Genomic DNA, 13,597 nt, shown 5'->3' with positions numbered 1-13,597 from the left:
TGAATAGTAAACTAGGTTTATAAAGAACTTATACGACTTTCGATTTACCCAAAAATAACAAGACGAATATTTCTTTTAAGTTTGCATTAATTAACCAATAACTAAAGCTTTTATCTTGCGTTTTAGTCTTATTGGTTTGGATATTTACGTGTCTTTTACTCGCGACCTGTTGTTGTAAAACTTTCTGCTTTTGCACTAATCTGATTTCATCTCTGCGATCTTGTGCAGCATTTGCTCGCTCAGAAAATCGGCGTCTCGATTCAGGAGAAATATTTGCTAATATACTTCCACCGCCTGATTTCTTACCTTTTGATTTAGTTCTTGGTTTAGGTGAACTACACATATAATCCTCTCGAAACTCTTATCTGAAATATTCAATGACTCTTACTTATTAGACCTTATACTTCATAAAAAAATTTCCAACAATTTAAGCTACCGATTACTCCAGTACTTGCTAAAATTAATTTATGTAATACCAAACGGATTAATTTATTGAGCAACTTAGAGCTACATTAGCAAGCTTAGAACAAGCAAAATTGATTAAACATAGTTATTCTATATTTTTTTAATTTTGTGATGTTATCAGTTTGCTAATGAGCTCTCGAAGGGCGAGAATTTAATCCGTTTGGTATGAAATAATCATGTGTATTACTGACTTCAACATATCTTTAAATAAATAACCTCAGCTCTAGTTAAGCTAAATCATGAAAAATAACAATATAAATACACAGTTCTATGAATTAAACTCATGTATAAGAAATTCCAATGAACAAATGAGTAAACTCAGATGATTGAACGGACACACTTATCTATAATTAGGGAAGTAAACCGACTAGGTACACTTACAGAAGCAGCTAATGCTTTATTTTTAACTCAATCGGCTTTAAGTCATGCAATAAAAAAACTAGAGGGTCAGCTTGGTATTAAAATATGGTCGAAAGAAGGTCGTAATTTACGTCTAACACAAGCTGGCGAACATATATTGTCGTTAGCGAATAGAACCCTACCCCAACTTGAACATACTGAACATTTAATTGAGCAAATAGCTAAAGGTAAGCGTGGTTCTTTGCGAATAGGTATGGAATGCCACCCTTGCTATCAATGGTTATTAACCGTAGTTTCACCTTATTTAGAACAATGGCCAGATGTTGACTTAGACGTTAAACAACGTTTTCAGTTTGGTGGTTTAGGTGCTTTATTTAGTCATGATATTGATGCCTTGGTAACACCCGACCCTTTGTTTAAAAAAGGCTTAACTTACCTACCTGTTTTTGATTATGAGCTGGTATTAGTTACTCATAAAGAGCATGTGTTAGCTGATAAAAGCTTTATTGTTCCACAAGACTTAAATGATGAAATATTAATTACTTACCCTGTAGAAACAGAACGGCTTGATATTTTTAGTCAATTTTTAACGCCTGAGCAATGTAGTCCTTATAAACATAAAAGAATTGAAACAACCGATATAATGCTGCAAATGGTGGCAAGTAAACGTGGTGTTTCAGCACTTCCTGCTTGGCTGGTTGAAGAATATTCAAAAACATTACCGATTAAAGCGATTAAGTTAGGTAAAAAAGGGATTGCTAAGCAAATATTTATTGGTCTTAGGGAAAGTGATGTAAGCATTGAATATATACAAAGTTTTATCGATATTGCCAGTAAACACTCCACAATTAAGTAAGCTTATAATAATGATATAAACCCCTTCAGCTATAATTGAAGGGTTTCAGGCTTTTAAGTTAGCTGAAAATATTCGATAATATACACTCTTCTTCGCTTTCTCTTTATTTATCCTATAAGTACCTTTAATGAAATTATTAACCTCTGCTATTCATCCTGATCTTAACGATCTTTCTGGTTCAACTTTTATCCGTAACGCAGCTCGCGCTATTGTACTTAACGGTGAAGATATTCTGCTTTTATACACTCAAAGATACCACGACTACACTTTACCTGGCGGTGGTATAGATGATGGTGAAACACATGAAGAAGGGTTAATAAGAGAGCTACAAGAAGAAACTGGCGCCCATAATGTCACTAACATTAAAGCTTTTGGTTTATATGAAGAATTTAGACCTTGGCACAAAGATGATTTTGATATTGTGCACATGAAATCCTATTGTTTTGTTTGTAATATCGACAGTGAATTACGCGCTACAAATTTAGAAGACTATGAAATAAACAATGGTATGGTGCCTGTTTGGATGAACATTCATCAAGCGATTAAACATAATGAAGAAACCCTCACTAAAAGCGCTAAGAAAGGTTTATCTATTGTACGTGAAACCTTTTTATTAAAGCTTATTGTGAAGGAAATATTGTGTTCAGAGCGAGCAGTTTGAACAGCGTAAATACTCTCATATAAAAAACTCAATAACCTATATTATTGAGTTTATCTTGTTAATCACTCGTCTTAAAAAATTCAAATATTAGATGTACTTAGATATAACATAAATAAAATACTGATCTAAACCTTGAACTCAGACGTTAAGCTTCTTAAACCTTCTGCAACAGTCGCTAACTCTGCCGCTACTGAATTTATATTGGTAGAAGCTTGAGATATTTCAACTGAACCATCCTGTAAACTGCTCATACTTTTAGTGATAAAATCGATTGAATGATATTGTGTTTCTGTTTGGCCTGATATGCTTTGATTCATGGTTTCAATCTGTTTAACTACACTACCTAATTCAGATATTGAAGCAGATACAAACTCAACCATTTCAATACTATGCCCTGCAGTTTCAGAAGCTGATTCCATAGAATTCACAGCTTTACTCGTTGCAGAGGTTAATCCTTCAATTTGAGATTGAATAGTAATGGTACTTTCTTGTGTTTTTGAAGCAAGAGTTCTTACTTCATCAGCTACAACTGAAAAACCGCGTCCATGTTCACCAGCTCGGGCAGCTTCAATCGCAGCATTAAGAGCAAGTAAATTTGTTTGATCGGCAATGGAATTGATAACACTTAATACATTGCCTATATCTTCAACACTTTCTTGTAACTCTCTAATAGAGTGCGTAGAAGATTGCACTTGCTGTGAAAGTTTTTGCATGTCATTGGTTGCAGATACAGCTTTTTCAGTACTAACGTTAGCTATTTTATTAGCATTCTCTGTTGCTTCAAAAGCTAATTTAGTTTCTTGCATTATGCGATCAAGTGATGCACTAAAGTCAGATATAGCACTAACTACTTGTTCAGTATCATGACCTTGTTTCTTGATGTTTATACTTGTTTGTTCTGTTGTTACACCCAGTTCAATACCACTGGTTGCGAATACATCAATTGTTGCTTTAATTTCAGAAACTAATATATGTATTTTCTTAATGAAGCGATTAACCCCATCACTGACCTCATCAATCTCAGCAATATTTTATCCTTTGATTACAACGGTTAAATCAGCTTCACCACTAGATAACTTATTCACCTTTTCAGCTAGTTCACTTAGAGGTCGAATTAAATAATTAGCTATAGCGATTGCTGCAGCAATTGATACAACAGAGGAGATGAGTAAAATAACAAGACCTTGTATTACTATCTGTTCTGATAAATTTTTTGCGACTCTATGTGCTTCTTCTACATCTATCTCAGAAATAATAGCCCAACTCAATCCACCAACATTAATAGGTGCAAAAGCACTAAAAACATCGACACCTCTATAATCTTTGAAGGTATCAGTATCACTTACTCCCGATAATGCTTTTTTAGCCGCTATTGTACTAACGGGCTGTAATGAAATGGTTGTATTCTTTCTTTCTATTTCTTTCCAGGCAGCAATATTCTTACTTTTAAGAAGATCTAAATAACCTTGTTTATCTTCAACGAAAAAACGACTATCACTTCTTAATGTATTATCTGAACCAACAAGATATATTTCGCCACTTTCCCCAAAACCTGATTCGAGCCAATTACGCTCTTGGAGCATTATATTATTAACATGTTCAATGGGCATTTGATAAATAAGTATACCAATTAAAGTATTATTATTATAAATAGGTGTAGACATGAAACTTGCTGAGCTGTTGTAAGAAGGAATATAAGGTTTGAAGTCAGTTAAGTAAAACTCACCTTCTTGTAAAGTAAGCGCATTTTTAAATGCTTCAGCAATACCACTGGATTTGTAAGGACCGTTTGTTAATGAAGTTGCATAATCTAATTCTTTATAAACACTGTAGATAATGTTCCCCTCTTCAGGTTCTACTATGAAAATATCGTAAAACTCAAATTCGTGTAAGAACTTTCTGAACGTTGGGTGGTATTTTTCATGTGTCCGATTATAACTATTATCTGCTTTAGCCGTATCTAACTTATCTTTTTCGCCTAAAGAGAACGCGTTATCAGCTATATATTGATTTTGAAAATTAATCGCTGCAGGCGATAACTGACCTATAAGCTGACTTACATCTATTTGTTGTTCGTTTTTATAGTCATATATGGCTTTATAATCATTTTGATAATATTGCAGCAAACTATTTGATGTGGTGCTGCCTGATTGATCTATAAAATTCTCGGCCGCAAGCGACCGAGTTTCAAAACAAGTTCAGTTGATCGCTATTAATTTCTTTACCATCTAATTCGATTAACTGTTCTTGAACATATTTCCTGATAACTTCTTCTGTTGCGTTACCAATCGTTTCAACAAAAAAGCTTTGTGTCCATAATTTACCGCCCCAGAAATACTGCTTTTTAATTTCAGGATAAATTCTAAAAAACTCACGAGCAGTTATACTTTTAATTATTTGCATAACATCGCTTGGCGACTGTTTAGGGATCCCTCTAATAACCATATGAATATGGTCACTCGGAATTTCTAACTCTACGATATCAATATCGTAGTCATATCCTACTTTTTGAATAATTGCTTTCATTGTTGAACGATAAGGTTCAATGAAGACTTTGTGTCGATACTTTGGTATCCACACAAAGTGGTACATTAATCTAAAGACATGATGTGTATTTCTTTGAAGTTCCATATGAAGAATAGCATTTACTGGGGTCCCCCCAGTATACACTATCCAGCACGGGGGCAAGCCCCCGAGATTTACGCTTCGCTAGTTAAAATAATCAACGACTTCTTTGGCCACTAAAGAACGTTTAGCGATTAAATTATCTTTGAACTGACGCTCTGAATCTACTTCAACTTGGGCGATAGAAAAATAAAGAAGAACAGCGATAATAGCGATAGAAAGAGTGATAACTAACGAGGATTGCATCAGTATAAACTTTGTTTTTAACGACATGTTAACTCCAGTTTAATAATACATAAAGATGATAGATTCTGTGCTTACTAAAAGACTAAAACTACCACTTTATATTTAAATTAAGAGTCAAAACTACTCAATAATCATGTGAAGGTTTGATAACTCATAATGTTTCAAAACATGAATACGTAAAAATAAGCACTATAGATCACATTAATATCTCTTCCTTAAACTTTGAACTCCGTAGCACTTTTTGCATGCATTCTGTGTTTAGTCACAAATAAGTATAATTCATATTTAAAAAAACATTTTATTATGGTCAAAAAGAAGCCTCAATAAGTAAACTTATTGAGGCTTCTTAGATAATAAATATTTATTTGTCTGCACGACCCATAAATTTACATTCAGCTGTATTCACTTTGATTTTGTCACCAGTAGAAACATGCTCAGGTACTTGTACTGTTAAACCTGTAGAAAGAATTGCTGGTTTAGTACGAGCAGTAGCAGAACCACCTTTAATTGACGGGTCTGTTTCTGTGATAACTAGCTCAACACTTGCTGGTAAATCAATGGCAACAGGCGTTTCATCAATAGAAATAATTAATAAGCCTTCAGTTTCTTCAGTAATAAAGCGTGCTTCATCAGTAATCGCGTCTAAATTCAGGTTATATGGCGTGTAATCTTCGTTATCCATAAATACATATTGATCACCGTCAATATACGAAAACATCACTGGGCGACGTGTTAGTTCAGCTAATTTAAGCATGTCGCTGTCTTTAAATGTTTCATCAACTTTATGACCTGAAACTACATCGTACATACGCATACGATATAAACTGCCACCTGCGCGACCTTGCGGTACTGAGCGCTCAATATCTTTAACAATGTAAACACTACCGTTATGTTCTATCGCGGTATTCTTTTTAACGTCACTTGCCTTTGGCATGAAAAACTTCCTTAAAATAATGAATGCTGGAAAAATAGCATGAACTCAATTTTATGCAAGCGCTTATCGGCTAATACCTTGCTAAATAAAGCGTTAAACACCTAATTTCTGCTATATGTCATAAGTTGTTTAAACTTTTGCCATAATTTCGCCCTATTTCAGCCTTACATTGCCTTTTTGTTGTCGGTTAATAGTCGAATTTGATTGCTTTAATACAATTACATTAAATACATCGAAGACGACATTATGTTTAAACAAACCTTATTATCAAAAGCACGCAGAAATAGAGAGATCATTGATTATGCGCCTACTTATAATCGCCGTAACCGAAGTAGTAAATGGTACTCACCATTGTCATTACTGAAATGGCTTTTATTGGTGGGTTTATTGGCAGGTTGTGCTTTTTATGTAATGCCTCTTAATGCTACAACCTATAACAATTATTCTAGTTTAGATGATGTGAGTAGTGGTCAGTTATTGTTTGAGTCGACTGAAACCGTTAAAACTAACTTAAAAGAAACTCAATTGTATCAATCCGCTATCTTACTTAATTCAGCAGCCTCATTTGATATTAACGGCATAATAGCCTCAGTTACTGTGACTCAGTCTTTTTTAAATACAGGTGATGAAATAACTAATGGTTTGTATACCTTTCCTTTACCTGAAAACTCTGCTGTTAATTATTTAAAGATCCAAGTCGGCAAAAGAGAAATTGAAGGGAAAATATTAGAAAAAAACGAAGCTAAAAAATTATTTAATCAAGCCAAAGCTTCAGGTAAAAAAGCCAGCTTAGTTGAACAACATCGTCCTAACCTTTTTACCAATAAAATCGCTAATATAGCGCCTAATGAGCAAATAACCGTAACAATAAAATACGTTCAACATGTTGACTATACTGACGGTGAATTCAGTTTACGCTTTCCGATGAGTATTACGCCTCGTTATCAGCCTGTGTCGCTACCTATAACAAGTGATAATTTAGAAACAAAGAATGAAACTGGTTTTTACTCAAGTTCAACTCGCTTACTGAATGAAGACTTATCTATTTCCGAACTTTCCCAATTTACACAACTAAATAAGAACCAAATAAATTTACGTGTGAATTTAAATGCAGGTATTCAACTCGCAAGTATTGATAGTCCTTCACATACGTTGAAATTAAATAATAACGAATTAAATGGCGAACCTGTAAAAATAAGCGTCGGTAATGTACAAGTTCCGATGGATAAAGACTTTGTATTACAGTGGCGTCCAAAAGCGTCAAATGCTCCGCAATTAAGCCTTTATAATCAAACCTTAGATGGTGAAGAATATACGTTAGCGATGTTATTACCGCCAATATATTCAACACTTGATGATAATGAACAATTAGCGACTTCATTCGCTCGAGATATAACTTTTATTATTGATACGTCAGGCTCAATGCAAGGTGAATCAATGATACAAGCCAAGCAAAGCTTACGTTTTGCACTTAATACACTTACCGAACATGACAGCTTTAATATTATTGCCTTTGAGTCCCTTTCAACCAACTTGTTTCGACAAACGAAAATGGCAACCTCAAAAAATATAGCCAACGCATTAACCTTTATTAATCAACTTTCAGCTGATGGCGGCACTGAAATGTATCAACCCTTGAGCAATGCTTTGAGCATGCAACAAACACCATTACAAAATGAAAATGCGATCAAACAAATACTCTTTATTACAGATGGCGCGGTAAGTAATGAATTAGCGCTATTTAAGTTAATTAAAAAAACCACCGATTTACCACGTTTATTTACAGTAGGAATTGGTAGTGCACCTAATGGGTTCTTTATGCGTAAAGCAGCTCAATTTGGACAAGGTAGCTATACTTTTATTGGTAATATTGATGAAGTAGAAAAGAAGATGGCTATGTTATTAGAAAAGATTAGCCAGCCTGCTCTCACCAATATTAATGTTCAGTTTCATCCATTACACCTTGGAAACATTGAACAATTCCCAAATAAGATCCCTGATTTATATGCGAATGAGCCACTTATTATTGCATTTAAAACCACAGATAAACCTGCAAGCATTCAAATGTTTGGTGATTTAGCCAACAAAGGCTGGCAGCAAGAGGTTGAATTAAATACAGCTAAAACAGTAGATAATAACTCAGGCATATCATCTATTTGGGCAAGAGCTAAAATTGAAGATTTGTTAGATGGTTTAGTTGTTGGTAAGCCACTAGCAGTAGTTAAAAATGATGTGATTATGACCTCATTAAAACATCAGGTGATGTCGCCTTATACAAGCTTTATCGCTGTAGAAAAAGAAATATTAAGTGCTGATGAAATAGATAAACGAAAGGAGGAACTATTAGCACAAAAAGAGAAACAAGCGAGTCAAAAGTTAGCAAGCAAAAATAGCTTACATGCGACTGTATTTCCGAAAACAGCTGTTGGTTGGAAGTTACAATTATTATTGGGCTTAGCTCTTCTAGCAATTTCTCTTCTTTGGCTTTCAAGACTAAAGAGGAATAACCATGAAGTTTCTCTTTAATCAAAGTATCGCCAATAGCTTAAACTTGAGATTCTGTTCCATTATATTATGTGGCGTTTCATTTTTAATCATTGCACACAGTATGTATCTTCCAGCTAAAGCTTGGTTATCTCAAGAGTTAATAGCTTATAGCTGGGAAGTTACACAAACAACTAAGGAGCCATCTCCGCCTTGGCCATGGGCAGATACAACAGCGATAGCTAAAATGGATATTGAACGACTAAATAAGTCGATGGTATTACTTAAAGGGACAGATCCAACAACGCTGGCATTTTCAGCAGGTGTTATGCATCAATATTCAACATTAAGTAGTAATCGCCCTTTTGTTATTGCTGGGCACAGAGATACCCATTTTAGTTTTTTACAAGATGTACAAATGGAAGATGTAATTAAGCTTGGAGATATAAATGGCAATACTCAACGTTACCGAGTTGAAAGTATCGAAATTATAGACAGTGATAAAACACCATTATTATTAGATATGGGGGAACCTGAATTACTATTAATTACTTGCTACCCGTTTAATGCTATGCGAGCAGGAGGCAGCTTACGTTATGTGGTTAAGGCTAAAAAGCTCAATGAAATGATCGGCTAATAGACTTATTGTTGGTTCTATATTTAAGCGGTTCACAAAAGATAAATGGTTTGAATGAATTAAGATGTAGTTAATAAAATAAGCAAGCTTATGCTCATAGCATTCGCTTGCTTTTTTAATGTGAAAAACGATTAAATTAACAGTTAACCTAAGTTATTTTTAACATCTTATCTAATGAGAAACGTTGTCCGCCTAATACGATAAGCATTACAATTAAACTTCCCCACAATACATGCTCATTAAATGCAGCGGGAGGTATATCAACTAAACTGATAACCGCAACAGCATTAACAATAAATAATCCGACGGCTGATAGTCGTGTAAATAAACCAAATACAAGTAATACAGGTAAAACAAGCTCACCTGCTGTTGCTAGCCATGCAGCCACTTCATAAGAGAGCACTGGCACTTCATACTCATATTCAAATAACATTAATGTTGATTCCCAATCACGTAATTTGGTGAGCCCTGATTTAAAGAAAATATTAGCTATGTAGATACGTGTAAAAAGAAATGCAGGGGCTTTTAATAATTCTGCAAACCCTAAGATTTGGTTGTGAAAATCTCTAACCTTTTGAATAGTCATATTTGAGTGCCTTATATTTGAATAGTTATGAATTATATTATAGTTATTATTTTTGTAGGGTAATGCCATTAATAAGTCGTTCTTGTATGGCTTTAGGTAGCCATTCAACAAATGAAAAATCTGTTTCATTTAAGTCATCAAGTGCCTGACCAATTGAAGTTTTAGATGTTAGATCTTTGTCCAACAAAGTGTTGAACCATAGGTATTCTTCAGTTGAAATACGAGTGTATTGCGCTTGAAAATCTGGTCGCCAAATAATGAAGTTATATAGTGTTTCGCTTTTATTATCAGCTGGATTATATCTTGTTGAAAACTCTGTAAGTTTTTGAGTAACATCAGCAAGGCTATTAATTTTTTGCTCTTCAGTTAGTTGAGTGATGGTATTATTTATTTCATCTAACGGTAGTATTGATTGCATTACGTTTATGCCCGAGCAAAAGCTAATATATAACTCGTATGCATCATGCTCACTCAATAAATTTAATGTTGTTAAATCAACAGGTATATCTTTACTACGTTCTGACTGATGGCAAAAAAAATCAAGTTCAGCTAATTGAGAAAGTAAATAAGCATTCTCAATATCTTGTTTTGCAATAAAACTAGATAAGCTACTACCAAACTCTCCCCAATCGTATTCTTGTTTCAATTCTGCTTTTAAATACTTTTTAACTATTGCATCAAATGTATTTTTACCTAAATAAGAATGCACTGTTGCAAAGGTTATTGATAAAGCTCGTGCAGCATTAGCAATTAGACTGTGCTGATATATTTTAAGTCCTTTATTTTTCACATCATTTTCTGATGAGTGATTAAATAAGCTGTTATCTAAAAATATAGCTTCTAATAATTTAGTCTGTTGCTGATCAAGCATGTTGATGACTCATACAATGAATATCATCTGCTTGTTCGATTTCTTCCAATTGGTAATCTTCACTACTACTAAGAAAGTATTCACTTTCGTCAAGAATATCGGTAAAACTAGTGTCTTCATCGTTACCAAAAATCATTTTGGCAATATCTTTAGCTTTGTTAGCTTCAGCAAGCAAAGTTGCCCACGATGGAAGGTTTTCATCCCATTCAATCAATGTTGGAACGGCACCAAAACGTGTAAGTGCAAAGTAATATATTGCCCATGTATTAATAGATACAGGACAACTATGATCATCAATCATTAAATTGTTTACAGATACAGGCGTACAGCCCGCTAAATGAAACTCAGCCACAATGTCAGTTGGAATGTTAGCTAACCATTGTTTAGCATACTCAACAACATTAAGCTTTTCGCCTGTGCCACTCAATAATGCATGATTAGTTGCGTTAACAACTAAATTATTCAAATCAATTAATAATTTACACTGCGTAAGTTCGCATAATTTAACTAAAAACTCGCTCTCGCTATAAATAGAATCAGGTAACTCTAAATAAGCCGATAAATTTTCTACAAGTATCGTTCGACCTAAAACACGTTGCACACGTAGAACATTAGCCGCCATTAAATTAAGGCTTTCTTCATTAAATGGTACGGGCAGTAAATCACCACCATGTACATGTTTGTTATTTATATCAGCCCAACTAAAACACGCATGATCAGAGACTAAAATGGGCTCACAACGTTTTATTAATCCGTTAAGTTGATTAATTTGTTTAAGTGGTGTTTGCGAAGCAGAACCTAAACCTAAAGATGTTGCATGCAAACTTATAGCGTATTTTTGATTTATATCATTAAACAATTGGTAACTTGCGCCACCATCAGCAAAGAAATTCTCCGCATGTACCTCAATAAAGTCAATGTCAGCTGGAGTATTCAAGGCTTCATCATAATGTTCATGCCTTAAACCCACACCAATTAAGGGGAGTTTTGATGCTGCTTTAATATCATCACTCATAGAATTTATACTCCAGAAACATCAATTAAAATTAAGACTGCATTTTAACTTTTGCGCGAGCTTCTTTACTTGTTAAACCGCCTTTAACTTTACATAAACCTTTGTTTACTAAACGCCATTCACCTGGATCGTTATCTAATGTAGATTGACCCGCACAAGAATGTGTTCCTGCGATATTACTACAATCGTTTTGACCTGCTAGTGATACGCCATAACACTTTTCTTTTTTAACTCGTTCTTCGCCAGCTACACTGTCTGCAACTGCGCCTAAAGTAAGAGCTGCCGCTAATGCGCTTGATAATGCTAATTTATGACTCATAATTTTTTCCTTTAAAGTTAAAAAATAATACTTACAATCTATTAGAACGTATTAATAGATTGTAACTTTCATTAAATTATAATTTTTTTGCTTCAACACTTTTAATTTCAGGCCAATTTTCATTTGCTGAATTTAAGTATCCTGGTACGTCTGTTAACCACTTCTTTTGTACATCTTTGTTTAAATTAAGATATAGCTTGTTATCAACAATTTTCCAAGCTAATGGATCTGTATCAAACTTTTTCTCCATTGAAACACCAAAAGCACAATATCCACCATATTGAGGAGCATATTTACTTGGGCTATTTTTAAATGTATCGCGATTCTCTTCTGAACTAAAGCGATAAATGCCACCTTTATATGTTGCGGTGTAATTTGCTTTACCTATAGTAGGGTTAGCATTTGCAAAATAACTTACAGGGTCATAACCTTGAATAGCTAAGTCATTCGCATCAGCATTCATATCAATATCCGCAGCAAAAGATAAGCTGCTAGCTGCTAAAATAGAACCAGCTAAAAGAGTTTTTAAAGTTGTTTTAAACATAATGTATTCCTCATTCGTATTTTTAATAATGTTTTAATAATGTTTTAATAATGGGTATTAAGTACGGATGAAATAATAGTGTAGTTCCGTAAAGGCGTGAGATACAATCGTCCAAACTTTGAATCAAATCGTCCAATACTGCTATGGATCACCTTTCTCAGATAATAGATCGCTTCACTTTACAGGCTGGAGTCTTTTACACAGGTAAACTATGTGGTTTATCAAGTTTTAAAGATGACAACGCTTTAGAGGGACATATTCACTTATTACGAAGTGGATCATTATCAATTGTAGGTTTGGATAAAAAAAAAGATCGTACTTGATAGACCTTCGCTTATATTTCTCCCTAGACCACTTAAGCATGGTTTACAGGCAAAAGAAGTAGATAACGCTGAACTCATTTGTGCAACATTAAGTTATGGAAGTAGTACCTCTAGCTTATTGGCCGATACCTTACCTGATTTACTCATTCTTCCATTAGAGCAATCTCCTTTTTTACAAACAAATATCGATTGGATTATTCAAGAAGCCGCCGAAGAAGATCAGCAAGGTCGGCAAGCTGTGATGAATCGATTAATGGAAATATTCATTATTAATATGATCCGTTCTTTATTACACAACGGCGAATTAGCGCAAGGTATGTTGTCAGGGCTCATGCATCCTCAACTGAAGAAAGTTTTACAAGCGATACATAATGCGCCTGAAAAACCTTGGACTTTAGAAGTCATGGCAGAAACTGCAGCGATGTCTCGCTCTAAGTTCGCTGACGTATTTAAGAGTGTGATTGATCAAACGCCAAATGAATATTTAATTCGCTGGCGTGTTGGCGTAGCGCAAACTCTATTAAAACAAGGGAAAAGTGTCAGTCTTGTAGCAAATAGTGTCGGGTATGAAACCGCTTCTGCCCTGGCTAGAGTCTTTAGAAAAACTTGTGGCTTATCGCCCAAAGAATGGCTGGATAGCTTATAAAGTATTTTCAAATAGATATACACTC

The 13,597-nt window shown here is 34.3% G+C and carries 16 protein-coding genes; 5 read left to right on the top strand and 11 right to left on the bottom strand.

The window, feature by feature from the left end; all coding sequences use genetic code 11:
* Positions 1-28: 28 nt before the first annotated feature.
* The gene (locus tag ACPUVN_RS03990) at positions 29-343 is read right to left on the bottom strand and encodes a hypothetical protein (RefSeq protein WP_426357901.1); all 315 of its coding nucleotides are present in this window, start codon (positions 341-343) and stop codon (positions 29-31) included.
* Between the two features lie 444 nt (positions 344-787).
* On the opposite strand from ACPUVN_RS03990, the gene ACPUVN_RS03985 reads away from it, so the two are divergent.
* Together ACPUVN_RS03985 and ACPUVN_RS03980 are read left to right on the top strand one after the other, a co-directional pair.
* Entirely contained in the window at positions 788-1,681 is an 894-nt protein-coding gene (locus ACPUVN_RS03985) for a LysR family transcriptional regulator (RefSeq protein ID WP_426357902.1), read from the top strand.
* A gap of 127 nt (positions 1,682-1,808) precedes the next feature.
* Positions 1,809-2,342, top strand: coding sequence for an NUDIX hydrolase (locus tag ACPUVN_RS03980; protein ID WP_426357903.1), 534 nt, complete (start codon positions 1,809-1,811; stop codon positions 2,340-2,342).
* A 125-nt stretch (positions 2,343-2,467) separates the two neighbouring features.
* Here ACPUVN_RS03980 and ACPUVN_RS03975 read toward each other — a convergent pair whose 3' ends face one another.
* From ACPUVN_RS03975 to yeiP, 5 genes are all read right to left on the bottom strand, one after another.
* On the bottom strand, positions 2,468-3,148 hold the full coding sequence (locus ACPUVN_RS03975; protein WP_426370004.1) for a methyl-accepting chemotaxis protein: 681 nt from the start codon (positions 3,146-3,148) through the stop codon (positions 2,468-2,470).
* Between the two features lie 225 nt (positions 3,149-3,373).
* Complete coding sequence (locus ACPUVN_RS03970; protein WP_426370003.1) at positions 3,374-4,468, bottom strand: cache domain-containing protein; 1,095 nt, start codon at positions 4,466-4,468, stop codon at positions 3,374-3,376.
* A gap of 61 nt (positions 4,469-4,529) precedes the next feature.
* Positions 4,530-4,973 (bottom strand): IS200/IS605 family transposase, encoded by a 444-nt coding sequence (tnpA, locus tag ACPUVN_RS03965; RefSeq protein ID WP_426357338.1) that lies wholly within the window; start codon positions 4,971-4,973, stop codon positions 4,530-4,532.
* Positions 4,974-5,051: 78 nt separating this feature from the next.
* Positions 5,052-5,240 carry a hypothetical protein gene (locus ACPUVN_RS03960; RefSeq protein ID WP_426357907.1) on the bottom strand — a complete coding sequence of 63 codons (189 nt, stop codon included), beginning with the start codon at positions 5,238-5,240 and terminating at the stop codon, positions 5,052-5,054.
* A gap of 334 nt (positions 5,241-5,574) precedes the next feature.
* Positions 5,575-6,147 (bottom strand): elongation factor P-like protein YeiP, encoded by a 573-nt coding sequence (yeiP, locus tag ACPUVN_RS03955; protein WP_426357908.1) that lies wholly within the window; start codon positions 6,145-6,147, stop codon positions 5,575-5,577.
* A 246-nt stretch (positions 6,148-6,393) separates the two neighbouring features.
* Between yeiP and ACPUVN_RS03950 the strand changes: the two genes are divergently transcribed.
* Together ACPUVN_RS03950 and ACPUVN_RS03945 are read left to right on the top strand one after the other, a co-directional pair.
* Positions 6,394-8,673 (top strand): marine proteobacterial sortase target protein, encoded by a 2,280-nt coding sequence (locus tag ACPUVN_RS03950; protein ID WP_426370002.1) that lies wholly within the window; start codon positions 6,394-6,396, stop codon positions 8,671-8,673.
* Complete coding sequence (locus ACPUVN_RS03945; protein WP_426357910.1) at positions 8,657-9,268, top strand: class GN sortase; 612 nt, start codon at positions 8,657-8,659, stop codon at positions 9,266-9,268. Before ACPUVN_RS03950 ends, ACPUVN_RS03945 begins: the two co-directional genes overlap by 17 nt.
* Before the next feature lie 148 nt (positions 9,269-9,416).
* On the opposite strand, the gene ACPUVN_RS03940 is transcribed toward ACPUVN_RS03945, so the two are convergent.
* The 5 genes from ACPUVN_RS03940 to ACPUVN_RS03920 all read right to left on the bottom strand — a co-directional run bounded on the left by ACPUVN_RS03940 (position 9,417) and on the right by ACPUVN_RS03920 (position 12,603).
* Positions 9,417-9,854, bottom strand: a complete 438-nt coding sequence (locus ACPUVN_RS03940; RefSeq protein ID WP_426357911.1) for a DoxX family protein — start codon at positions 9,852-9,854, stop codon at positions 9,417-9,419.
* 46 nt (positions 9,855-9,900) lie between these two features.
* Positions 9,901-10,725: a putative DNA-binding domain-containing protein gene (locus tag ACPUVN_RS03935; protein ID WP_426357912.1), complete on the bottom strand. Its 825-nt coding sequence runs from the start codon at positions 10,723-10,725 to the stop codon at positions 9,901-9,903.
* Complete coding sequence (locus ACPUVN_RS03930) at positions 10,718-11,740, bottom strand: DUF692 domain-containing protein (RefSeq protein WP_426370001.1); 1,023 nt, start codon at positions 11,738-11,740, stop codon at positions 10,718-10,720. The genes ACPUVN_RS03935 and ACPUVN_RS03930 overlap by 8 nt, the downstream gene beginning before the upstream one ends.
* Positions 11,741-11,771: 31 nt before the next feature.
* Positions 11,772-12,059 (bottom strand): DUF2282 domain-containing protein, encoded by a 288-nt coding sequence (locus ACPUVN_RS03925; protein ID WP_426357914.1) that lies wholly within the window; start codon positions 12,057-12,059, stop codon positions 11,772-11,774.
* A gap of 76 nt (positions 12,060-12,135) precedes the next feature.
* Positions 12,136-12,603: a YHS domain-containing (seleno)protein gene (locus tag ACPUVN_RS03920; RefSeq protein WP_426357915.1), complete on the bottom strand. Its 468-nt coding sequence runs from the start codon at positions 12,601-12,603 to the stop codon at positions 12,136-12,138.
* 300 nt (positions 12,604-12,903) lie between these two features.
* On the opposite strand from ACPUVN_RS03920, the gene ACPUVN_RS03915 reads away from it, so the two are divergent.
* Positions 12,904-13,572, top strand: coding sequence for a helix-turn-helix domain-containing protein (locus ACPUVN_RS03915; RefSeq protein ID WP_426370550.1), 669 nt, complete (start codon positions 12,904-12,906; stop codon positions 13,570-13,572).
* The last annotated feature ends 25 nt before the right edge of the window (positions 13,573-13,597 follow it).

Origin of the sequence: Pseudocolwellia antarctica (genome assembly GCF_049933045.1) — a bacterium.
Lineage (GTDB): Bacteria > Pseudomonadota > Gammaproteobacteria > Enterobacterales > Alteromonadaceae > Pseudocolwellia.
The sequence above is the reverse complement of the archived record's forward strand: the minus strand, read 5'-3'. Positions and strand labels throughout refer to the sequence as shown.

What these genes read in the sequence shown, in the direction of transcription:
- ACPUVN_RS03975 (WP_426370004.1), bottom strand. Translation starts at nt 3,148, where the DNA reads ATGCAAGAAACTAAATTAGCTTTTGAAGCAACAGAGAATGCTAATAAA.
- tnpA (WP_426357338.1), bottom strand. Translation starts at nt 4,973, where the DNA reads ATGGAACTTCAAAGAAATACACATCATGTCTTTAGATTAATGTACCAC.
- ACPUVN_RS03925 (WP_426357914.1), bottom strand. Translation starts at nt 12,059, where the DNA reads ATGAGTCATAAATTAGCATTATCAAGCGCATTAGCGGCAGCTCTTACT.
- yeiP (WP_426357908.1), bottom strand. Translation starts at nt 6,147, where the DNA reads ATGCCAAAGGCAAGTGACGTTAAAAAGAATACCGCGATAGAACATAAC.
- ACPUVN_RS03950 (WP_426370002.1), top strand. Translation starts at nt 6,394, where the DNA reads ATGTTTAAACAAACCTTATTATCAAAAGCACGCAGAAATAGAGAGATC.
- ACPUVN_RS03920 (WP_426357915.1), bottom strand. Translation starts at nt 12,603, where the DNA reads ATGTTTAAAACAACTTTAAAAACTCTTTTAGCTGGTTCTATTTTAGCA.
- ACPUVN_RS03940 (WP_426357911.1), bottom strand. Translation starts at nt 9,854, where the DNA reads ATGACTATTCAAAAGGTTAGAGATTTTCACAACCAAATCTTAGGGTTT.
- ACPUVN_RS03935 (WP_426357912.1), bottom strand. Translation starts at nt 10,725, where the DNA reads ATGCTTGATCAGCAACAGACTAAATTATTAGAAGCTATATTTTTAGAT.
- ACPUVN_RS03990 (WP_426357901.1), bottom strand. Translation starts at nt 343, where the DNA reads ATGTGTAGTTCACCTAAACCAAGAACTAAATCAAAAGGTAAGAAATCA.
- ACPUVN_RS03960 (WP_426357907.1), bottom strand. Translation starts at nt 5,240, where the DNA reads ATGTCGTTAAAAACAAAGTTTATACTGATGCAATCCTCGTTAGTTATC.
- ACPUVN_RS03980 (WP_426357903.1), top strand. Translation starts at nt 1,809, where the DNA reads ATGAAATTATTAACCTCTGCTATTCATCCTGATCTTAACGATCTTTCT.
- ACPUVN_RS03945 (WP_426357910.1), top strand. Translation starts at nt 8,657, where the DNA reads ATGAAGTTTCTCTTTAATCAAAGTATCGCCAATAGCTTAAACTTGAGA.
- ACPUVN_RS03930 (WP_426370001.1), bottom strand. Translation starts at nt 11,740, where the DNA reads ATGAGTGATGATATTAAAGCAGCATCAAAACTCCCCTTAATTGGTGTG.
- ACPUVN_RS03985 (WP_426357902.1), top strand. Translation starts at nt 788, where the DNA reads ATGATTGAACGGACACACTTATCTATAATTAGGGAAGTAAACCGACTA.